General features: G+C 60.0%; 13 protein-coding genes and 1 tRNA gene. 12 read left to right on the top strand and 2 right to left on the bottom strand.

Translation table 11 applies throughout. The annotated features are described in order from the left end of the window. The first annotated feature begins 96 nt into the window (after window positions 1-96). From HY011_35055 to HY011_35020, 8 genes are all read left to right on the top strand, one after another. Window positions 97-180, top strand: a tRNA-Leu gene (locus HY011_35055). Between the two features lie 80 nt (window positions 181-260). Next, entirely contained in the window at window positions 261-1,538 is a 1,278-nt protein-coding gene (locus HY011_35050) for an MFS transporter (GenBank protein MBI3428174.1), read from the top strand. An 11-nt stretch (window positions 1,539-1,549) separates the two neighbouring features. Continuing rightward, a complete protein-coding gene (gene larA / locus HY011_35045) occupies window positions 1,550-2,815 on the top strand; it encodes a nickel-dependent lactate racemase (protein MBI3428173.1) in 1,266 nt (421 codons plus the stop codon). Window positions 2,816-2,951: 136 nt separating this feature from the next. Beyond that, a complete protein-coding gene (locus tag HY011_35040; GenBank protein MBI3428172.1) occupies window positions 2,952-4,217 on the top strand; it encodes a cysteine desulfurase-like protein in 1,266 nt (421 codons plus the stop codon). Between the two features lie 32 nt (window positions 4,218-4,249). Next, a complete protein-coding gene (locus HY011_35035) occupies window positions 4,250-4,675 on the top strand; it encodes an OsmC family protein (GenBank protein MBI3428171.1) in 426 nt (141 codons plus the stop codon). A gap of 374 nt (window positions 4,676-5,049) precedes the next feature. Next, a complete protein-coding gene (locus HY011_35030) occupies window positions 5,050-7,122 on the top strand; it encodes a S9 family peptidase (GenBank protein ID MBI3428170.1) in 2,073 nt (690 codons plus the stop codon). Window positions 7,123-7,134: 12 nt separating this feature from the next. Continuing rightward, window positions 7,135-7,506, top strand: a complete 372-nt coding sequence (locus HY011_35025; GenBank protein MBI3428169.1) for a VOC family protein — start codon at window positions 7,135-7,137, stop codon at window positions 7,504-7,506. A gap of 221 nt (window positions 7,507-7,727) precedes the next feature. Next, a complete protein-coding gene (locus HY011_35020) occupies window positions 7,728-8,108 on the top strand; it encodes a response regulator transcription factor (protein ID MBI3428168.1) in 381 nt (126 codons plus the stop codon). On the opposite strand, the gene HY011_35015 is transcribed toward HY011_35020, so the two are convergent. Further along, complete coding sequence (locus HY011_35015) at window positions 8,096-8,707, bottom strand: hypothetical protein (protein ID MBI3428167.1); 612 nt, start codon at window positions 8,705-8,707, stop codon at window positions 8,096-8,098. The two genes, HY011_35020 and HY011_35015, sit on opposite strands and share 13 nt — an antisense overlap. A 439-nt stretch (window positions 8,708-9,146) precedes the next feature. On the opposite strand from HY011_35015, the gene HY011_35010 reads away from it, so the two are divergent. Then, window positions 9,147-12,794, top strand: a complete 3,648-nt coding sequence (locus HY011_35010; GenBank protein MBI3428166.1) for a hypothetical protein — start codon at window positions 9,147-9,149, stop codon at window positions 12,792-12,794. Between the two features lie 474 nt (window positions 12,795-13,268). Next, window positions 13,269-16,538, top strand: coding sequence for a tetratricopeptide repeat protein (locus HY011_35005; GenBank protein ID MBI3428165.1), 3,270 nt, complete (start codon window positions 13,269-13,271; stop codon window positions 16,536-16,538). A 162-nt stretch (window positions 16,539-16,700) separates the two neighbouring features. Here HY011_35005 and HY011_35000 read toward each other — a convergent pair whose 3' ends face one another. Then, a complete protein-coding gene (locus HY011_35000; protein MBI3428164.1) occupies window positions 16,701-19,712 on the bottom strand; it encodes a hypothetical protein in 3,012 nt (1,003 codons plus the stop codon). Between the two features lie 705 nt (window positions 19,713-20,417). Here HY011_35000 and HY011_34995 point away from each other — a divergent pair. Beyond that, the gene (locus HY011_34995; protein MBI3428163.1) at window positions 20,418-20,918 is read left to right on the top strand and encodes a hypothetical protein; all 501 of its coding nucleotides are present in this window, start codon (window positions 20,418-20,420) and stop codon (window positions 20,916-20,918) included. A gap of 73 nt (window positions 20,919-20,991) precedes the next feature. Further along, entirely contained in the window at window positions 20,992-23,250 is a 2,259-nt protein-coding gene (locus HY011_34990) for a glycosyltransferase family 4 protein (protein ID MBI3428162.1), read from the top strand. The last annotated feature ends 62 nt before the right edge of the window (window positions 23,251-23,312 follow it).

The raw sequence follows: 23,312 nt of genomic DNA, 5'->3' as shown, positions 1-23,312 counted from the left end.
TGAAGACAGGGTGTATTTATGCGCCTGTCCGCTGCTTGACAGGCTATAGTTCGGTCGCTACTATGCACGCCGTCTCAACACTGAGAGCACTGATACGCGGATGTGGCGGAACTGGTAGACGCGCAGCGCTCAGGACGCTGTGGAAGCAATTCCGTGGAGGTTCGATTCCTCTCATCCGCATCAGCGAAATAAAGGGCGACCAAGCTGGTCGCCCTTTTCGCTTTCCCAACACTTATTCAACCTGCTTTGCACTTCTTCGTATGGATACGGATTCGGCGCTCACTGAGACTGCGGCCAAACGCGATGCCTATGGCGTCTTGCGCGTGCGCGCTTACCGGCTTTTTCTCATTGGTCATGTCGTATCCGTCCTGGGCGTGCAAATGCAAACGGTGGCTGTCGGTTGGCAACTCTATGAGCAAACACGCTCGGCCTGGGCGCTGGGCATGGTCGGCTTGGCGCAGTTCGCGCCCATGCTTGGCTTTTCGTTGATCGCCGGACAAGTGGCGGATCGGTATGACCGGCGCAAAGTGCTGATGAATGCCACCTTGCTGGCCGTAGTCGCGGCCTTCGGCTTGGCCATTGCCGCAACACGCGGACAGCTTTGGATGATTTACGCTTGCCTGTTTCTGAGTGGGATGGCCCGCGCCTTTCAAGGGCCAGCGCGTTCGGCCTTGGTGCCGCAGCTAGTCCCGCGCCATCTGTTCAGCAACGCCGTCTCGTGGAATGTCAGCGTGTTTGAATTAGCCTCGCTGACGGGGCCAGCTTTAGGTGGCTGGCTCATTGCGTTATTGGGCGGCGCAAAATGGGTCTATGTCTTGGGCGGCTTGGGCAGCGTCTGGTACTTGGCCTTTCTGTCGGCGATGACGAATAAAACGTCTGTGGCGGCCAGCACTGAAGAGAATAAAGCCACGCCGAATTGGCAGACCATTCTCGCGGGTTTCGCCTATTTGTCCAAAACGAAAGCCCTCTTCGCCGCCATTAGCCTGGACATGTTCGCTGTGCTGTTGGGCGGCGCAGTGGCCTTGCTCCCGGTTTATGCCAAAGACATTTTGCGCGTCGGGCCGACCGGCTTGGGCTGGTTGCAGGCTGCGCCTTCGCTGGGCGCCGTCACGATGGCGCTGGTCACGGCGCACTTGCCGCCGTTCAAACAAGCTGGCAAGACGCTCTTATTTGCGGTGGCAGGTTTCGGTCTAACCACCATCGTGTTTGGCTTTTCGCGTCATTATTGGTTGTCGCTGGTGATGCTCTTTCTGACCGGCGCGCTCGACAACATCAGCGTCGTCGTGCGGCACGTGTTGGTGCAGGTACTGACGCCTGATGAGATGCGCGGGCGCGTTTCCGCCGTCAATGGCATGTTCATCAACGCTTCAAACGAACTGGGCCGTTTTGAATCGGGCGCGGTGGCAGCGCTGACGACGCCCATGATTTCAGTGGTGGGCGGCGGCATCGGGACGTTGCTCGTTGTGCTCTCCATCGCTATGCTATCGCCTGAATTGCGCAACTATGGGGCGCTCGATAGCGAACCCAAACCCAAATAACCGAAATAACCATGCAAACACATCTGCAATACGGCAAAGACGGGCTGCATGTTGACCTGCCATCCAACCACGTCACGCTCCTTGCGCCGCACTTTATTTCCGGCCTGGCGGATGAAGCCGCCGAATTTCGCCAGGCCGTGCGTGCACCCATCAAGGCCAGGCCGTTGAAAGAACTGATCGCCGCGACCGACCGCGTTGCCATCGTCATCCCGGACATCACGCGCCCGCTGCCGACCGAGCGTCTGCTGCCGTGGTTGTTCGCCGAATTGAACCATGTGCCAGCGGCGAATTTCGTCATCATCAACGGCACCGGTTCGCACCGCGTGAACACACCGGAAGAGTTGCAGGGGATGGTCGGCGCGGAGGTTTTCAAGTATTACCGCATCGTCAATCACAATTCGCACGACGCCGCGACGCTGGCATTGGCGGGGAAAACGACCGACGGGCGCGAGGTCTATTTCAATCGTGATTATGTCGAAGCCGACAAACGCATCGTGCTGGGCTTCATCGAGCCGCATTTCATGGCGGGGTTTTCGGGCGGCTACAAAGGCATCTTCCCCGCCGTGGCTGACATTGACGCGATCATGTATTACCACCGTGCCGACGTGATCGGCGACGCCAACAGCACCTGGGGCGTACTCGAAGGCAATCCGACACAAGCGCAGATTCGGCACAATGGCGCATTGCTGCCGGTGGATTTTTGCATCAACGTGACGATCAATCGGCAGCGCCACATCACCGGTTTCTTTTGCGGCGAAGTGCTGGCCGCGCACGCCAAAGGTTGCGAGTTTTCCAAAGCGACGGTGATGCTGCCCTGCGCAAAGCTGTTCCCGATTGTCATCACGACCAACAGCGGCTATCCGCTCGATCAGAATCTGTACCAGGCCGTCAAAGGCATGTCCGCCGCCGCCCAAATCGTCCAGCAGGACGGGCTGATCGTGCAGGCCTCGAAATGCAACGACGGCTTTCCTGAACACGGCAATTTCAAAACGCTGCTCTTTGACCACGACTCGCCGCAAGCGATTCTCGACACCATTCTCGCGCCCGGCTTTTCGCTTTATGATCAATGGGAGGCGCAACTGCTCGCCATCATTCGCCTGAAAGCCCGCGTCGGTTTGTTGAGCGACATCCCGGCGGATGAAGTGCGCCGGGCGCATCTGGAACCCGTGACCGACATCGCGGCGTATGTCGCGGCTGAATTGCAACGTATCGGCCCGGACGCGCCGATTGCGGTGCTACCTGAAGGCCCGCTGACCATTCCCTATCTCCAAAACTGATCTGACTGCAAAAGAGTGAAACCACGAAGCAACGAAGAACACGAAGGATTAGCCGACCGCTTTGCTCTATTCTTTCTTCGTGCTCTTTGTTTCTTCGTGGTAAAAGCTTTTCTGATGTTATTAGCACTGAAAAATTATGAGTAATCCGACCTCTTCCGTGGCTTCGACCGAAGCGATTCGCGCCTACTTCCCCGCCCTACAACGCCAGCACAACGGCTTCCCCGTCGCTTATTTCGATGGCCCCGGCGGCACGCAAGTCCCCCGGCAAGTCGCCGAGGCGATGAGCGATTATCTCTTCCATCACAACGCCAACACGCATTGGGCCTATCCGACGAGCGCCGAAACAGACGAGTTGATCGCCAAAGCGCGCCAGACACTGGCCGACTTTTTCAACTGCGCGCCTGACGAAGTTTCATTCGGCGCGAACATGACGACGATCACTTTTCACATCGCGCGCGCCTTAGGCAGAGGGTTCGGCCCTGGCGACGAGATCGTCATCACCGAACTCGATCACCACGCCAACAACGCGCCTTGGCAGGCGTTGGCAAAAGAGCGCGGCGTGACGATTCGCACCGTGCGGATGCTGACTGAGACGGGCCAACTCGATTGGGACGATCTCGCCAGCAAGCTCAACGACAAAACCAAAGTCCTCGCCATCGGCGCGGCCTCCAATGCGCTGGGCACCATCAACGACATCAAACGCGCGGTTGAATTGGCGCATGCCGTGGGCGCGCTCGTTTACGTGGACGCCGTGCATTACGCGCCGCACGAGTTGGTGGACGTGCGAGACCTGGATTGCGATTTCCTGGCCTGTTCGGCTTACAAGTTTTACGGCCCGCACATCGGCGTGCTGTATGGCAAACACGAATTGCTCGAAACGCTCGATGTGCCCAAACTCGAACCTTCGCCCAACGAAGCGCCCGACCGCTTGGAAACCGGCACGCAAAATCACGAAGGCATCTGCGGCGCGGCGGCGGCGGTCAACTTCGTGGCTTCTTTTGCTGAAGGTTTTGCCGAAGGTTTTGCGGAAGGCGCAACGCGGCGTGAACGCTTGGTCAGCAGTTTCGCCGCGCTGCACGCGCGCGGTCACGCCTTGCTGACACGGTTGTGGGACGGCTTGCACGCGATTCCTGGCGTGACCGTCTTTGGCCCTGGCCCTGACGAAGCGCGCACACCGACCGTCTCGTTCATCGTCAACGGCATTCCGGCGGAAGAGGTCACCAAACAACTGGTTGAACGCGGCGTCTTTACTTCGCACGGTGACTTTTATGCCATGACCGTGATCGAACGATTGGGCCAGACTGAGCATGGCGTGGTACGGGCGGGCTGCGCTTGCTACACTACGGCGGAAGAAATCGAACGCCTGCTCGACGGCGTGCGCGCTATCGCACAGGCAAACTAACAACCGCTCAATTTGTGAGGAGGAACAACGTTATGGCAGTTCGCACTGCAAAAGCCGTTTGGAACGGCGACCTGCAAAAAGGCCAAGGCAGCATCGCGCTGGGCAGCGGCGCGTTTGAAGGCCAATACTCGTTCGCCTCGCGCTTTGAAGAAGGCACGGGCACCAACCCTGAAGAGCTGATCGGTGCGGCCCACGCCGGTTGTTTTTCGATGGCGCTGGCGGCGACGCTCGGACGCAACGGATTCAATCCAACCCGCGTCCAGACCGAAGCCAAAGTCCATCTGATCAAAAATGGCACGGGCTTCGTCATCTCCGCGATTGACCTGGAAACCGAAGCCGAAATCCCCGACATCGAGAACGATAAGTTTCAGGAACTGGCCGAAACGGCGAAGCAGACTTGCCCCGTTTCGCGCGCACTAACGGGCGTGACGATCAAGCTCAACGCCAGGCTGGTCTGACAAAATTCAATCCGCTCGCGTGATGGCACAAGAGGATTCAGTTAAACCGCAAAGCCCTGAGAGGGCGAAATTCAATAGCCAGGGGCAACGCCCCTGGTACCGGCATCGTGAGGTTGGCAAGCCCTGAAAGGGCGCAATCCTGACTCGCAATTGCGCCCTTTCAGAGCTTGTACGACACCTCGCCACTTTCCCAGGGCGCTGCCCTGGGCCATTGAATTTCGCCCTTTCAGGGCTGTGGGCAATCTCTTAAAAGTGCTCATGTTTCACGCACTGCAACCGCTGGAGCCATTATGAATTCCCGCCATCCCATTCGCTTACACGCCGCCAGCTTCGCGCTCGTGGCGTGGCTGCTTTCCACCAACACCTTCGCGCAAATGAACAAGCAATACACCTATCCGCCCGCCCGCAAAGCCGAGCAAGTTGACGATTATCACGGCACGAAAATCGCCGATCCGTACCGCTGGCTCGAAGACCCTGACAGCGCCGAGTCGCGCGCCTGGATCGAAGCCCAGAACAAACTGACCTTCGGTTTTCTTGACCAGATTCCGCAACGCGCGCAACTCAAGGCGCGGCTGACCAAGCTGTGGAATTACGAACGCTACAGCCCGCCGGTCAAAGAGGGCGGCTTGTACTTCTATCAAAAGAACGACGGCTTGCAGAATCAGGCGGTGCTTTACTCGACGAAGTCGTTGAGCGATGCGGGCGCTGTGCTGCTCGACCCGAATACGCTCTCGGCGGATGGCACCGTCGCGTTGTCGGGTTACGCCATCAGCCACGATGGCAAGTATCTGGCGTATGGGTTGGCCGCCTCGGGTTCGGATTGGAACGAGTGGAAGGTGCGCGACATCACGACCGGCAAAGACCTCGACGATCACCTGAAGTGGGTGAAGTTTTCGGGCGCGGCCTGGACAAAAGACGGCCAGGGGATTTTTTACAGCCGCTATGACGAACCGAACGCGAAGACGAAGCTGGAAGACGTGAACTATTTTCAGAAGCTGTACTTTCACCGGCTGGGCACGCCGCAGAGCGAAGACGTGCTGGTTTATGAACGCAAAGATCAAAAGGAATGGGGCTTCAGCGGCGACGTCACCGAAGATGGCCGCTATTTGCTCATCAGCGTCTGGCAAGGCACCGATCCACGCAATCGGTTTTTTTATAAAGACCTGTCGAACAAAGAGGCCAAGGTCGTCGAACTTATTCCGAACTTTGAAGCCGCCTATAACTTCATCGGCAATGACGGCGCGGTTTTCTATTTTCGCACCGACCTCAACGCGCCGCGTGGCCGCGTCATTGCGATTGACACCGCCAAGCCAGACAAAGCCGCCTGGCGCGAATTGGTGCCGCAAGCCGCCGAGGCGCTCGAAGGCGTCTCGCTCATTGGCGATCAGTTTTTCGCCTCGTATCTGAAAGACGCGCGCACGCAGATCAAGCTGTTCGATCTGCAAGGCAAGCTCATTCGCGAACTGGCGCTGCCCGGCATCGGCACGGCCACGGGCTTCAACGGCAAACGCACGGACACGGAAACCTTTTACGCCTTCACCAGCTTCACGACGCCGACGACGATCTATCGCTACGATCTGAAAACGGCGCAGAGCACCGTCTACCGCCAGCCCAAGGTGGATTTCAATCCGGCGGATTACGAAACCAAACAGGTCTTTTACGCCAGCCAGGACGGCACGCGCGTCCCGATGTTCATCACACACAAAAATGGTTTGAAGCTCGACGGGCAGAACCCGACGCTGCTGTATGGCTACGGCGGTTTCAGCGTTTCACTCACGCCCGCCTTTTCGATCAAGAATCTGGTGTGGATGGAATTGGGCGGCGTCTATGCGCAACCCAACCTGCGCGGCGGGGCCGAATACGGCGAAGAGTGGCACATCGCGGGCACCAAGGCGCAAAAGCAAAACGTCTTCGATGATTTCATCGCAGCGGCGAAATGGCTGATCGCGAACAAGTACACCTCAACGCCGAAGCTGGCGATTCACGGCGGCTCGAACGGCGGATTGCTGGTCGGCGCGTGTATGACGCAGCGCCCTGAACTGTTCGGCGCGGCGTTGCCGGCGGTGGGCGTAATGGACATGCTGCGCTTCCACAAATTCACCATCGGCTGGGCCTGGACATCGGATTACGGCTCGCCCGACAACGCCGCCGAGTTCCCGGCCTTGCGCGCCTACTCGCCGCTGCACAATTTGAAACCGGGCGCGAAATATCCGCCGACGCTGATCACGACCGCTGATCACGATGACCGAGTCGTCCCCGCGCACAGCTTCAAATTCGCGGCGGCTCTGCAAGGGGCACAAGGCGGCGACGCGCCTACGCTGATTCGCATCGAGACCAAAGCAGGTCACGGCGCGGGCAAACCGACGACCAAGCAGATCGAAGAAATCGCTGACGAATGGGGCTTTCTCGTCAAGGTGCTGAACTTTGTGCCGAACCTCAAACTATAAGGAGTCAAGCTGATGAACAACGCCAAACTGATGGGCTTTGCCGCCATCACCGATGCAGCGCGCGCCAGAGCCTTTTACGAAGAGCAACTCGGTTTGAAATTCGTCGCGGACGATGGCTACGCGCTGGTGTTCGAGACGGGCGGGAATCTTTTGCGCCTGCAAAAAATGAAAGCGCACACGCCGCTGCCCTTCACCGTGCTGGGTTGGCAAATCACGGACATTCACGCCACGATCCGCGAACTGACCGGCAAAGGCGTCACCTTCGAACGCTACGATTTTATGCAACAGGATGAGTGGGGCGTCTGGGAATCCGGCGGTGACAAAGTGGCTTGGTTCAAAGACCCCGACGGTAATCTGCTCTCGCTGGCGCAATTGAAGGCGTAACGCGACACAGGCGCCGCACGGTTGCTCATGGTCTATTCATGCTCGGAAAACGTCCGACAAGCTGCCAGCTTGTCGGCGTCTGGGCTGGCGAGCCAGCGGGTTTACCGCCACGACCGCGCCAAGCTGGCAGCTTGTCGGACACCAGAGCAACCTGCCCGGCGAGAATGAATGGACCTGCACGGTTGCCAGTCTGCCCAGTGGCGGCTATAACCGGATGCATCATGACCAAGCCCCTGAATCAAATTCTGATTGCCGAGGACGTAGCGGAAAATCGTGAGGCGCTCAAACTGCTGTTGAAATTTGCGGGCTTTGCCTGTTTGGAAGCTGCCGATGGACGCGCGGCGGTCGAGACGGCCTTGCGTGAACAGCCGGCGCTGGTGCTGATGGATTTGTCGTTGCCGGAAATAGATGGTTTGCAAGCTGTGCGCGAGTTGCGCGCGGCGGGGGCGTCAATGCCGGTCATCATGGTTTCGGCTTACGACGCTCCGGAAACGCAGGCGCAGGCACGCGCGGCAGGCGCGAACGATTATGTGACCAAGCCGCTCGACTTCGACCACTTGAAAATCCGCATCGCCGCGTTGCTCGCGGCTCAGGCCAACTGAATTGTCCCGCGCAGGTGTTCCACCAGAGCGGCGAAGATGGGCGGCGTGAAGATTGGCAAATCAGGCACGACTGCCCGTGCGTGCTCGGCCTCAAGCAAATACAACGCATCAATCCAACCCGCGCGCAACGCCTGCCGCGCGGAGGCTTTGATTTTCACCGGTTCGTGTGCGCCGACTAGCAAGGCAAAATCAGGCTGCACATACTGCAACAAACTGGTGCCTTCGAGCAGCACACGCCCCGTTTGCACACGCGCCAGCGCCTGCCGCACGCCGGCCTCGACCTGCTCATTCGTCGCAATCACCCAATGCACATTGCTGGCGCCCGCCTCCCAATAACGCCCGGTGTCTTTGCCCGCCACATACGTGGCCTCGCGGCCCGAACGCACCAGCGGTTCGGCCCCCAGCAATGGACTGACGCAGCAAGTGTGCGGGTCTTTGCCGCACGAACGGTAATGGCCGCGCGTCAGCTTGATCGCTTCCCAACTCTCGTGCGGCGTGAAGTGCCGCAACAATTCACAAAGCAGCGTTGTTTTGCCCGTGTTGGAAGCGGTGCCCGCAATCGTGATGAGTTGCAATCCGGGTGAAAAATTTTCGCGCATGGTGCGCACAGTTTACACGAAGCGCAGCCCACGGTACGTATTTGGCGCTGCCGTTTGGCAAAAACTACAGCGCCTTGGAAGGGCCGGCCCAAGCGCACGGGGCGATAGCTATTAATCCGCGCGAGTGACGGAACTTCAGCAACCCGGCGGCGTTTTGAGTAAGCGAACAAACCCCGGCATTTCGGATCAATTTCACTTCGACGTAGGGCAAAAGCTGCGGCGCCGGGACAGTACCGCGCGCGTCAGCAAGCGGCGCGTCAAGTCTGGCGGACTGGTGCAGTCGTCCAGTCTCCGCTTGCTCACGCGCGCGGTACCGTCCCGGCGCCGCAGGCCCTGCCCGACACGCAAATCCGATCCAATGCCTTTGCCCCAGTGTCACTGTCCGCCCCGCAAGTAAGCACCGAATCCCAGACTGCGTTGATTCTTTGGAGGTACTTCGATGAAACCGTCATTGTCACGAGTGTTGTGCAGCGCGCTGTTGGCACTCTGCGCCAGCCTTGTCCCTTGCCTGTTCGCCAGACGCTCAGCCGCGGCACAGTCAGCACCGCTCAATCTGGTGGCCGTTTCCGCCGCCACCTTGCAACACGGCCCCTTGGCGCGCGGCTCGCTGGTCTCGTTGTTCGGCAGCAAACTGGCGACGACGACCGCCGTGGCCGTTGATACCGACCCTGCTCAGCCGGGCGTGCAATTGCCCTACAGCCTGGGCGGCACAACGGTGCGCGTGGCGGGGCAATTGGCGCAGTTGCTGTTCGTGTCGCCGCAACAAGTCAACCTCGTGCTGCCGGATTCGCTCAACCTTCATCCGACCTACAAAGACAGCTTGCTGATTGAGGTACTGGCGGGCGACAGCACGTTCAGTGCGGGCACGGCGGAATTTGCTGACAGCGCGCCGGGCGTATTCACGGCCAACGGTTCGGGCAAAGGCTTGCCTGCCGGCACGGCGTTGCGCGTGCGCGCCGATGGAACGCGCGTGAACGAACCGCTCTTTACGGTTGAGAATGGCGTGGTCTTCCCGCTGCCGGTGGAACTGGGGCCGGCCACTGACCGGCTCATTCTGACGCTCTTTGCCACCGGGTTGCGCAATGCGCCGGACGCCAATGCGGATGGCAATTTGAACGAGAGCGTGCGCCTGCTGGCCAACGGCTATGAAACCGCGCCGGATTTTGTGGGCGTCGCGCCCGGCTTCCCCGGCGTCGAGCAAATCAATTGGGAAATCCCGCGCAGCCTGCTTGGACAGGCGCGCTTGGAACTCGCGCTCGAAGTCAACGGTGCAGCACCCACGACGCAGGCGCTCGAACTGCCACTGGCCCTGCCGCCGCTTGGCGCGTTGACGTGGCGCTTGGCGGGGCTGGACGGCAAACGCATCACGGCGCTACTTTCTACTGCGAGCACAACGTTCGCCGGTACCGAGGAAGGCATCTTCCGCACGCCGAACGCCACCACTGACTGGCGGCTGGTCAACTATTCGCTTCCCGGCGTGCGGCGCGTCACTGCTTTGTTTGCGGTCTCGAACTTTTTCCCCAATCCCGGCCTGCTCTTGCTGGCGGGGGTCGAGAGTGGCGGCGCAGTATTATCGGCGTTCGGCGCGACGGGCGACGTTTGGGTAGACACACCGATCACGACCGTGCCGGTGTTGAACGGCAAAAAAGTGCGGGCCTTCGCCGCCAACACCACATACGTCTTTGCCGGTGGCGACGACCTCAGTGTCGCGCGCCTCAATTGTTGCAATCGGCCCTGGGAACCAGCCGGTGCGGTTTTCGCGCCGCGCGTCAATGCCCTGGCCGCCAACGGCGCGCGTATTTTTGCAGGCACGGCGGCCAATGGCCTGTTTCTTTCCACGGACAACGGCAACACCTGGGCGCAAAACAACGGCGGCATTCCCCTCACGGCTGAAGTCCGCGCGTTAGTGCGACCCGGCGGCAACACGCTGTTGGCGGGCACGGCGAACGGGTTGTATCGCTCGACCGACAACGGCGCGAGTTGGACGCGCGTGACCGAGGGCGTGGCGGCCAATGCCGCAATCAATGCGTTCGCGCTCTATGGCACGACCGTGCTGGCAGGCACAACGACAGAAGGCGTGCTGGTTTCGACGGACGGTGGCGCGCGCTGGCAAGCGCTGGGCACGGGCCTGACAAATCCGAACGTGCTGGCGTTGACAGTGGATGGCAATCGTTTGCTGGCGGGCACTTCGGCAGGCGTGTTCGGCGCGACGATCACCGCCAACCTCAACCGCGCGCCACTGGCCGAAAGCCAATCCCTCACGCTGGACGAAGACAGCACGAAGTCCCTGACCCTGGCGGGCACGGATCCCGATGGCGATAGGTTGCGTTACGACATCGTGCGCGGGCCTGCGCACGGGTACTTGCGCGGGACAGCGCCGAATCTGGCGTACATCCCGAATGACGATTATTTTGGCGCAGATCAATTTGAGTTCCGCGTGAACGATGGCAAGATCGGCAGCCGCGCCGCCGTCGTGCGTTTCACCATCAACCCGGTCAACGATCCGCCGCAGCTTGAATTCAGCGGCGAGCGCTTGCTGCTGGCCGGGCAGTTCAGCAATTTGCCGATCCAGTTGGGTGATCCCGACTGGCTGGGTCTCAGCCTGCCGCCGCGTTTGACCTTGACCGCGACCGGCTTGCCCGAAGGCGCGCGTATCAGCCCGCCGCAAACCTTCGTCGTCACGCCCAGCCAAGTCGTTCCCGGCCAACCCTTCGACACGCGCCGTTTGCTTTGGGTGCCGACGACGCCGGGAAGCTACACGATCAATTTCACTGTCAGCGATGACGGCGCGCCGCCCTTGAGTACGACGCAATCCGTCACCTTGCGTGTCGCCGACAACCCTGAGAAAGGTGCGTGGACGCCGGTCAATTCACCCGTGCGCCCGCCGCGCACCGATCTCATCAGCAATCTATTCGCCGACGGCAGCGATCTTTACGCCGTCACCAATGAATTCGCGGTCTTGGGCAGCCCCGTGCCACCACCTGGTTTCTGGCGTTCGACCGATGGCGGCGCAACGTGGAAAGACGCCGGCAACGGACTATCCGGCACGCCCACGGTGTTGGCGCGCGCCGGAAACATGCTCTTTGTCGGCACCGACCAAGGCGTGTTCCGCAGCCCTGTTCCCGCTGCCGATGGCACACCCAGTTGGACGGCGATCAACACTGGCTTGCCGGTGATACGCGCCATCACCAGCCTGGCCGTGCGTGATAACAAACTGGTCATCGCCACGCTCTTCGGGCTGTTTCTCTCGACGAATCAGGGCGCGAGTTGGACGTCCATCAACGGCAATCTGCCGCTGCCCGCACTCGCGGGTGAACAATCTCTCTTCACCATCTCGGTGGTAACTTCGGTGGTCTTTAACGGCGACACGCTGTTTGCCAGCATCGTCGGACGTAGCATCGGCATTCTCGCCGCCGCCATGCCAGACCCGGCGGAAGTCGCAGCCACCTTTGCCGCGCAAACTGAAGGCGAGAGCGAAGCTGACCTGATGCAACAAACCGAACCCGTCGAAGGCGTCTTTCGCTCCACCGACAACGGCGTGACCTGGACGCCGGTCAATCGGGGCTTGGGTTTGCCGCTCAGCAGCAATTTACCCCTCTATGGCGTCGCCAATCTGACGGTCAGCGGCACGACGCTTTATGCCAACACCAGTTTCGGCCTCTTCCGTTCCGCCAATCAGGGCGAACGTTGGCAGCGCGTACCCACGCCTTTCCCGAATCTCTTCGGCCTTCCGACCGTGTCGTTCGCCAGTTTGCGGCAAGCGCTGGCCACCGAAGCCGCGCCGCCCTTGCTCAACCAGATCATCATCGGCGTGCCAGCGTTGCTGGTGCTGCCGTCCCTGCCGCCGGTGGCGGTGAACGGAAAGCTGTATCTCGCGCCCTATGGCAGCGGCGTTTATGCCTCGCGCGAAGACGGCAGCGATTGGCTGCCGCTCAATCAGGGCTTGGATGAGCCGAACATCCGCCAACTCTTCGCGGCAGGCAACCGGCTGTACGCGGTAACCGCCAATACCGGCATAGGCATAAGTGACGGAACGCAACAGACGCTCACGACGCGCATTTTCACGCGCAATCTGGCGGCGAATTGAGCCGAGTTAAAAATGCCGCGCGCCCGCGTCTTGCCGGTGAAGATGCGGGCGCACTTATAGCGGTTTACAGTTGAGTGCGACCTGTAGCAACCTCATGGAACGTAGGGGCAGACCTGCGTGTCTGCCCCGGTCGCGTCAGATGGAATCGAAGGCTACAAAGGCCACCGGGGCAGACACGCAGGTCTGCCCCTACGCCGGGTCGCACTCAAGTGCAAATCGCTATAATTATCAAGCTCAGCCTGACCAATCGGCGCAATGCACACGAGTCCAAACATGCCTTGCGATTTCAAGAAAGCGGAGTACACTCCGCGCCAGACTTAACCCAGCAGCAGGATTTATTCCCCCTAGCGAAATAATGCTTGAACGCACAGAGAGAATTTACTGACCTTTGCCTATGGCGACGGCCCGCCGGAATAATTTGGCCTGGCGTCATCGGCAAATTATGCAATCGGGCAATCGGGAAGGAGTCTGGTTATGTGGTTGGAATCACGTCTGCAATGGTGGGCCATTGTATTCAGCCTGAGTTTTTACAGCCTTCAGCCAACGCTGGCGGCTGCGAGCAGCCAAAGTTCAGCCGATGAAGCGGCCTTGCGCACGGGCGCGGAATCCTTTTTCAAAACCTGGACGGCCAAAGACGTGGACGGCTTTTTGCGATTGTGGAGCGCACAAGCGCCCGAATTGGAAGCCCGCCGGAAGGCCGACGCCGAGTTGTTTGCGAGCGGCGCGCGGCTGGTGTTGAAAAGCTTCGCCGTCGGCCAAATCAAGGTCGCAGACGCTAAAGCCAGCGTGCGCGTGATGGTCGAGTTGCAAGTGCTCGAAGCGCAAACGGGCCGCGAGAAACCCGGCTACGACACACGGGCGCGCACGCTCGAATGGGTAAAGGAAGACGGCGCGTGGAAGGTTTGGCGCGAGCTTTCGACCTATGATGAAGTGGCCGCCGCCTTAGCCGCGCTGCCTAGCGAGCCGGAACGCATGGCCTTGCTGACGAAAATCCAAGTCGAAGAAAAAGAGTTGGCGACGCCTGCCCTGGCGCGCGCGCTGGTGGAGCAAGGCAATCGCGCGTTTGAGCAAGGCAACTTTCAGCAGGCGCTGCCGCTGCATCAACTGGCGCGCAAACTGGCCGAACAACTTGGCGATCAACCTGGCATTGCGCGCGCGCTCAACAGCCTGGGGAACGTTTATTGGGCGCAAGGTGATTACGAACCCGCGCAGCTTCATTTTCAACAAAGTCTGGCGCTCAGCGAATCGCTCGGCGACAAACTGGCCGTCGCGGGCACGCTGCGCAATCTGGGCAACCTGCAATACGTGCAAGGCAATTGGGAGCAGGCCGCCGACCTGTTTCGCCGGGGCACGCAAATGAGCGAAGAGTTGGGCGACCGGCTGGGTGTGGCGCGAGGCTTGGGCAGCCTCGGCGTCGTGACCGACGCGCAAGGCGATTACGCGCGTGCGTTGGATTACTACCAGCAGGGCCTCAAGCAATTTGAAGCCTTGAAAGATCAAGCTGGTCAGGCGCGCACCTTGGGCAACCTCGCCATCGTTTATCTGGAACAGGACAACTTCGCGCTGGCGCTGACCTATAACCAGCGCAGTCTGACGCTCTTTGAGGCATTGGGCAATCAGGCGGGCAGCGCGCGCACCTTGCATAACCTGGCGCTCGTTTATAACGCGCAAGGCGACTACGCACAGGCGTTGGAATACAGCCACAAGAGTCTGGCCGTCCGCGAAACGCTGGGCGACAAACCCGGCATCGCCTACACGCTGGCCGGCATCGGGGACATTTATTACGCGCAGGAGGATTACCCGCAGGCCCTTGAGTATTACCAGCGCAGTCTGGCGTTGCGCGAAACGTTGGGCGACAAACAAGGTATCGCCGACGCGCTGCACAATCTGGGTGGGATTCATTATCACCAGGGCAATTTCACCCAAGCCCGTGATTACCTGCAACGCAGCCTGGAGAAAAGCGAGGCGCTGGATTACAAAACCGGCATCATCACGGCCCTCGGTTTTCTGGGCAGCGTGTATGAGAAGCAAGGCCAATACACACGCGCGTTGGAAAATGTCGAACGCGCCGAAACGCTGGCGCGCGCGCGCGGCGAGGCCGATCTGCTGCGGCAAATCCGCTACACCGCCGGGACGATTCATCGTGCGCTCAACCAACCCGCCCAAGCCCGGCAAGCGTTTGAAGAAGCCATTGCCATCGTCGAAACCTTGCGCCAGCAGGTCGCGGGCAATGAAGTGGAACAGCAACGTTACTTTGAATCCAAACTCGCGCCCTATCACGCGCTGGTGAGTTTGCTCAGCACGCAAGACCATCCGGCTGAGGCGTTGGCCTTTGCCGAACGCGCCAAATCGCGCGCCTTGCTGGATGTGCTGCACGGCGGGCGCATCGGCATCCAGAAAGCAATGACGCCAGCCGAGCGCGAAGAGGAACGCCGCTTGAAAGCGCAACTCACCCAACTCAACGCCCAACTGGCCGAAGCGACACAGGCGGACAAGCCCGCGCCGCAACTCATCAACGAACTGAAACAGCGCCAGGACAGAGCACGGCTGGCTTACGAAGCCTTTCAAACTTCGCTCTATGCCGCGCATCCCGAATTGAAAACCCAACGCGGTGAAGCGCCCGTCATTCAAGCAGCCGAACTCGCCGCGCTGCTGCCCGCCACCACCAGCGCCTTGCTCGAATTCGTCGTGACCAAACACGCGACCTACCTTTTCACCGTGACCCGCAACACTGCGCAGCAAGCCGACGTGCGCGTTTTCACCTTGCCAGTGCCGCGCGCGGAACTCGCCCGCCAGGTCGAAAGCTTTCGCCAGCAACTCGCCAATCGTGAATTGGGCTTTCGCGCGGCGGCGGCGCAGCTTTACACGCTGCTGCTCAAACCGGCGCAGGCGCAACTCAAAGGCAAAACCAATCTGATCATTGTGCCGGATGACAAGCTGTGGGATTTGCCGTTTCAAGCGCTGCTGACTGGCGCACAACGCTTCGTGCTGGAAGACGCTGCAATCACTTATGCGCCTTCCCTAACCGTGTTGCGCGAGATGTCGCGCGGGCGGGCCGGACAACAGGCAGCAACCGCGCCGCCCACTCTGCTGGCGTTCGGCAATCCGGCGCTCGGTCAGGAAACCATCGCGCGCACGGCCCTGACGCGGCGCGCTGAAAGGCTGGCCCCCTTGCCCGCCGCCGAACGCGAAGTGAAAGCGCTGGGCCAGCTTTATGGCGCGGCGCACAGCAAAATTTATGTCGGCGCCGCCGCGCGCGAAGACCGCGCCAAAGCCGAGGCTGGCAACGCCCGCGTACTGCATTTCGCCACGCACGGCGTCCTGAACAACGCCGCGCCGCTCTATTCCTATCTGGTACTGGCGCAAGGCGAGGTGCACAACGGCGCACAGGACGATGGCTTGCTCGAAGCCTGGGAACTGCTGCAACTCGATCTGAACGCTGACTTGGCCGTGCTCTCGGCCTGCGAAACGGCGCGTGGCCGCATCGGCGCAGGCGAAGGCGTGATCGGCCTGACCTGGGCGCTCTTTGTCGCGGGCGTCCCCGCGACCGTCGTCAGTCAATGGAAAGTCGAATCCGCCGGGACGCGCGACCTGCTGCTCGACTTCCACCGCCAATTGCTCGCGCCGGGCAAGACGACAAAAGCGACGGCCTTGCGCCAGGCGGCGTTGAAGCTGCTGAAACAGCCCGATACAAGTCATCCATTTTACTGGGCGGGATTTGTGCTCGTAGGCAATGGCCGGTGAGACTTTGGCGTAACTTTGGCGTAACTGAGGCACAAGCAACTGCTTCGCGCCTGAGGCAAGGCAACACAGAGTGGCGGCAGGAACCGCGCGCGCTGCTTCCTGCCGCCATTTTGCTATTTCACCGCTGGTCAAGGAGCGCCGCTTCGCGCGGCTCCCTTTCGGCTATTTCACGAGCTTCGTGACCTGGGCCGTGGCCGTGTGGCCCTGGCTGTCAGTCACCGTGAGCGTGATTACGTGATTGCCGCTGGAAAGCCCCTGCAACTTCACCTGACGGCCCGGCGCGAGCCGTCCGTCACGATCCGAAGTCCAGGTGAGGTTCGCCGCCGGCAGCAAGCCGTCTTCGGCATCATAGGCAATGGCGGTCAATTGCGCGGCGTCCGCATTGAGAATGCCGACCAACGGAGCCTTCTGCGGCACGACAAAAGGCTTATCCGATACGGCTTCAGTGCTGTTGACGCCATCCGTCGCGCGCACCATCACGCGGCCCTGGTCTGAGCCGGGCCAGAGCGCGGTGTCAACGCTGAGCGAGGTCGCTGTGACGCCCGTCGCCAGCGGCCACCACGTCGCGTCAACACCGTTGTTGTAAAGCACGTCGTAACTGAGCGCGTCGCCGTCGGCATCGCTGGCTTCCCATTCGATGACGGCTTTATTGCTCAGCCATTCGCCGCCGTTGGGCGAGATCACTTGCACGCTCGGTGCGTGTGAACTCACCGAACGCACGGCCAGGATCGCGTCTTTGCGTTTGAGCACGATGCGCTGGGCGTCAGCGTTCCAAGGCACGAATTCCGTGAAACCCAGCGTGCCTGCTTCGTCGTGCGAAACCGCTTGCGCGTCGAAGTGATGCGCGATCAGCACGCGGTCTTTGGCGTCCAACAACTCCAGACTGAATTCGCCTGTCGCGCCGTCGCCGGAACTAAACGCCGTGCTGGTGCGATAGAACGGTTGCAGTTCAACCGTGCCGTCGGCGCCAAGCTGTCCGCTGGCAACCAGTTTCTCTGCGGGCTTCTCTTCCGGCAGGCTGCGTTGCGCGAGCGTCTGGTCAGTGACAAATCCAACTTTCAGACTCGTGCTGAGTTTGAACTTGCTGAACAAAGCCGTGTACGTGTAGGGCGAAACCCAAAAGCCGGTGTTCAACGGATCGTTCTGACCATAAGACATAAAGTCATGCGCGTGCGGCCCCAAGGCCTCCGGATTCGCCGCGCCCGGCGCGATGAAATAAGGCGTGCCGCCAGCGCGCCACCATTCGGTAATCAACGCCAGGCCCGGTTGCCCGATGCCGCCGTGGAAGTTGGGGTAATTCGCATCGAAGCCGCCGCCGCCCGCTTCACCGTGCCAATTGCCCGCATGACTGCGCCCAAAGGTGTGACCCAGTTCGTGCGCCCAGGTCGTGCCGTAGCCTTCAAAATTGGCGGCGGGCACGGGGCCATTCTCTTCGGCCCAGGTGTCAACGAACCCGGCGCGCCCATTCAAATAGGCTTCGCCGCCGCAACCGCAGGGAACCATGCCTAACAGCCGCGTGTCCGAAGGAATGTTCGACCCGCTCTGGCTTTGCAAACTGGCGAGCAGGCTTTGCAGGTCAGCCAGGAAGGCATCTTTGCCGCTTTGCGTTTGCAGGTTACGCGTCGTCGTGCGGCGCGGCAGGATGCGAATCAGGTTGATGCCTGCGCTATCCGAGGGGAAGTTTCCCGGCAGCGGATAGACGTTGTTCGTCCATTGCAGCGCCCCGGCGGGCGTAAACAAAAGCTCTGCCGAAAGCGGGAACGGCGGCTCGTTGCGAGGCTGATAGACAAATGGCACGAGAATCAGATTCATCGGGCGCGTGGGCGAGAATTTCACGAACAGGGGCAGCGAGGTGTTTAAGGGGTTGCCGTTGTCGCAGTTCGTGCAAGGCAGATTCGACGGGCTGGTCGGGCTGTCCTTGATGTCGGGGCGGAAGCTCAAGTGCAAATCCCCGGCAGCCGTCCAGGCGGCGGGCAATTCAAAATTCAAACTCGCCGTAAAACTCTGCCGCCGCGCGTTCAGGTCAGTCGAAGCCGTGGCCGTGATCAGATTCAACGGACGCAAACTGCCCGGCGCCAAAAAATCGCCCAAAACTTTCCCGTTGCGGCGTTGCGCCGTCAGGAAGCCGCGCACGTCGTTGATCGCGACGTTTTGCCCGGCGGGCGGTTGAATGCGCAAAAAGACGCGCGCCACCGCTGGTTTATTCGCGATCAACGGCACACCGTTCCGGGCATCCTGTGTCGCCTGCGTGACTTCGATGCTCATTAACTCGAACCGCGTGCCTGCCGGAATCGGCGCGTAGGTGATCGTTCTGCTGCTTTGCACCGTGCCTTTGCAATCCTGGTATTTGAGCGTGAGTGTGTTGACACCAACAAACAGGAAATCATTGAAGTGGATGGGGCCATACTTGCCATTGTTGAGCGTCAACACCGTGGAGCGCGTCGCGCCGTTCGGCCCATTGGCCGTCAACGTCAACGCCGTCGCGAGCGTATCCAGCGAATTGACTTGCGCTTCCAGCATGAAGCCGTTGAATTGCACTGTCTGCCCGTTCGCGGGTTGAATGAAGTTCAGCGTCGGCGGTTGTGTGCTTGGGCAAGGCGGCGGCGGCCCGGCGCTGTCGAACTCAATGTCGTCCACAGCCAACGAATTGGTGGCGCTGGTGGTGGGCGAAAAGCTCACAATGGCGCGCCGGATGCGGGCGCTCGATACCGTGACTTCCAACGGCGTGCGGATCAACTGCGGACTGTTGCTTGCATTGAACGCGGCGGTCGCTTGTCCGATTTGCGCGCCGTTCGCATCCAGCACGCGCAAAAGCACGGTGGTGCTCACGCTGAATGGCGTTGATAACCCGACCCACACCTTGACGCGGCGCTGGGCGGCGGTAAAGCTCATATCAATGGGCGCGCTGCAAAACTCCTGCGCAAAACATTGCTCAACCGCTTGCACGCCCGAATGCGTAAAGCCAGGGATGCTGGGGTAACGCAGCACCTTCACACTGTTGAAGGTAATGCCCTGCGCCGCATATTGACCGGTCACGGGGCTGCCTGAGGCTAAATTCTCGAAATCAATTACTACCGGCGCTGCCGGTGCCGCTTGCGGGCGAGAACCGCCCGGCCAAAGAATGAATGCGCTGATTGCTAAAACGAATGTCATTGCAAAACTAAGCCTTTTCATAGTCTTTCTCCTTCGTGGTTGATGAGGGCCTGCCAAATGATCGCTCCCGCGAATATTCAGCAGACCGGCGCGGTTTCTTCGCCTCGCGCCGCTCGCACCAGGCATAACTCCGCGCTCGGCGGGGGAAGTTGCTGAAAGCCGCGCCGTATTACCGGTGCCAAAGAAATGCGGAAAGATTGTTTGGTTAGAGAGGAATTGGCGCGGCGGCTGGCGGCCTGGCCGCGACGCGCTTGGACAGTTTTGCAAAGCGCTGGCCTGACGGGCACTCAGGGTGTTTGCCAAGTCGCCAGCGCGGGCGCTCGAACGGTTTGACTGCCCCCGATTCCTGACTCCTGATACCTGACAAATTGAAAATCAGCCGATATTTTCAGTTTAGCAGGAATCAGGAACCAGGAATCAGGAGTCAGTCAAAGGTCTTTGGCAGATGTTTTAAGGACTTTGCAAAAGCCCTGGACGGGCGCTCCCTTGAAAATCGCTAAATTGACAAAGGTGCTTTAGAAGCCTAGTGTACTGATGAAAAGAGCTTAGCTTACTCCCTTCTCAGATTTTCTGAATTCGTCAGACCACCTGAAGTCAATAGCTCACCTGACAAGGAACCAATCAGATTCGCGCCCAACTCAAGCAAGATGTATGCGCCTTCCACAGCAGGCTGAAGGAAAGATGAGTTGCCGAGCGCTGATGAATTGTTGATAGGAGGATGAACAAATGACATTGACGGTGGGAACCAAAGTGATTTACCCGAGTCAGGGGCCTTGCCTGATTGACTCAATCGTGCAGAAAGAGATCGGCGGCCAACCCGTCAGCTTCTATCAATTGGCGCTGCTGGACGAGAGCGGCGGCGAATTGTTCGTGCCTGTCGAGAAAGCCCAAGCCAGTGGGTTACGGCGCTTGCTGAGTCAGACTGAACTGTCGCAATTGCTCAGCCGCTTCAAACAGGGCGTCAGCGCGGCCAAGGACTGGAAGCAACGGGCCAACGAAAACTCGAAACGGCTGGCCTCCGGTTCCGCCTTCGACCTGGCCGAAGTCGTCGAGTCACTCACGGTGTTGAGCGCCACCAAAGAACTCTCGTTTCGCGAAGGGCAAATGCTGGAAAAGGCGCGCCGCTTGCTAGTCAGCGAAATCGCCGAAGTGATTAGCAAACCCAAAAGCGCCGCCGAAGAACTTATCAACGAAGCGCTGCAAAAACGCAGCGTGGTGAGCGCTTAGCCGGGCGCTGAGGATTCCCGCCAGGAAACCTCGAAAGGAACTGTTCGTGACCGACTCCGGCCCAACCAATTTGATCAATCGCCTCGCCTTCATCGGCAATTACCTGCCCCGCCAATGCGGCATTGCCACCTTCACCACCGACCTGTGCGAAGCCATCGCCGCCGAATACAGCGGCATCAAGTGCATCGCGGTGCCCGTCAACGACACCGAAGCGGGCTATGATTATCCGCCCCGTGTGCGCTTTGAGCTGACGGAAAAAGACCTTGATTCATACCGGCGCGCCGCCGACTTCCTGAACATTAACAACGTAGACTTGGTCTGTCTGCAACACGAATATGGCATCTTCGGCGGACGCGCGGGCAGCCATGTGCTGACGCTGCTGCACGAATTGAACATGCCCATCGTCACCACGTTGCACACCGTGTTGCGCGAGCCGGACGCCGAGCAGCGGCGCGTGCTGGAACAAGTCGCGGGCTTGTCAGACCGCCTGGTCGTGATGAGCGAGCGCGGCGCGGAATTCCTCAAAGACATTTATCACGTGCCCGCCGCGAAGATTGATTTCATCCCGCACGGCATCCCCGATCTGCCTTTTGTTGATCCCAGCTTCCACAAAGACCTGTTTGGCGTCGAAGGCAAAATCGTGCTGCTCAGCTTCGGCTTACTCTCTGCCAACAAAGGCATCGAAACGGTCATCAACGCGCTGCCCGCGATTTTGGAGCGTCATCCGAACGTGGTTTACATCGTGGTCGGCGCGACGCACCCGCACGTGCTGCGCCACGAAGGCGAAACCTATCGTTTGTCGCTGCAATGGCTGGCGCAGGAAAAAGGCGTCGAGGGCAGCGTGATCTTCTACAACCGTTTTGTTGATTTGGAAGAACTCGTGCAGTTCATCGGCGCGGCGGATATTTACATCACGCCTTATCTGACCGAAGCGCAGATCACGTCGGGCACGCTGGCTTACACGGTCGGCGCGGGCAAGGCCGTGATCTCGACGCCGTATTGGTATGCCGAAGAAATGCTGGCCGATGAACGCGGCGCGCTGGTGCCGTTCCGCAATCCGGCGGCCTTGGCCGAGCAAGTGATTGACTTGCTGGACAACGAGGCCAAACGTCACGCGATGCGCAAGCGGGCTTACATGTTCGGACGCGAGATGATCTGGCCGCAGGTGGCGCGCCGCTACGTCGAGAGCTTTGAACGCGCGCGCGCCGAACGCCGTCATTACACGCAACACGGCTTGGCGGTGAAGCCGCTCGATAAACGGCCCGGCGAATTGCCGCCGCTCAAACTCGATCATTTGCGCCGCCTGACCGATGACACCGGCATGTTGCAGCACGCCATTTTCACCGTGCCCAACTATCACGAAGGCTACACGATTGATGACAACGCGCGCGCGCTGCAAGTAAGCGTGCTGCTCGAAGAAGCCGGCAACAGCGAAGCCGAAGACCTGGCGACGCGTTATTTGGCCTTCGTCTGGTATGCCTACAATCCTGAGAACGGGCGCTTTCGCAATTTCATGGGCTACCAACGTAACTGGCTGGAAGAGAGCGGCTCAGAAGACAGTCACGGCCGCACGTTGTTGGCGCTGGGCACAGTGTTGGGCCGCTCCAACACGCCCGCGTTGCAAAGCATGGCTGGCTGGGTTTTCGAGCAATCGTTGCCCGCCATAAGCGCCACGACCAGCCCGCGCGCCTGGGCCTTCGCGCTCATCGGCATCCACGAATACTTGAAACGTTACTCCGGCGACAGCATGGCCAATCAAGTTCGTGAAGAGTTAGCCCAGCGCTTATTGGCTTTGTATCAACATTGCCGCACGGACAAGTGGCGCTGGTTTGAAGCCGGGCTGACATACAGCAACGCGGCCTTACCGCAAGCCTTGCTGATGTGCGGGCAATGGATTCCCAATCAGGCCATGACCGAGGCCGGGCTGGAATCGCTGAGTTGGCTGACGGACTTGCAACGCTCTGAACCGGCGGGCGGGCATTTCGTCCCCATCGGCTCGAATGGTTTTTATACACGCAAAGGCAAACGCGCCCGCTTCGATCAACAGCCGGTCGAGGCGCAAGTGACAGTCTCGGCCTGTCTCGAAGCCTATCGCATCACCGGCGACAAACGCTGGCGCAACGAAGCGCGCCGCGCCTTTCAATGGTTCCTCGGACGCAACGATCTGAACCGCACGATTTATGACCCGACGACCGGCGGTTGCCGCGACGGCTTGCATTCCGACCGCACGAACGAAAATCAGGGCGCGGAATCTACGCTAGCCTTTCTACAATCTTTGCTGGAATTGCGGCTGGCTGAAAACACGTTGCAAGCGGTAACGAGTGAAAAGTGAAAAGTGAAGCCTGATTGGTTCAAACAAATTCCTCGCCGATGAAGAAGCCCCTCTTTAATCGG

Source organism: Acidobacteriota bacterium, assembly GCA_016196035.1.
Taxonomy (GTDB): domain Bacteria; phylum Acidobacteriota; class Blastocatellia; order RBC074; family RBC074; genus JACPYM01.
This window is presented reverse-complemented; position numbering and strand designations above follow the sequence as displayed.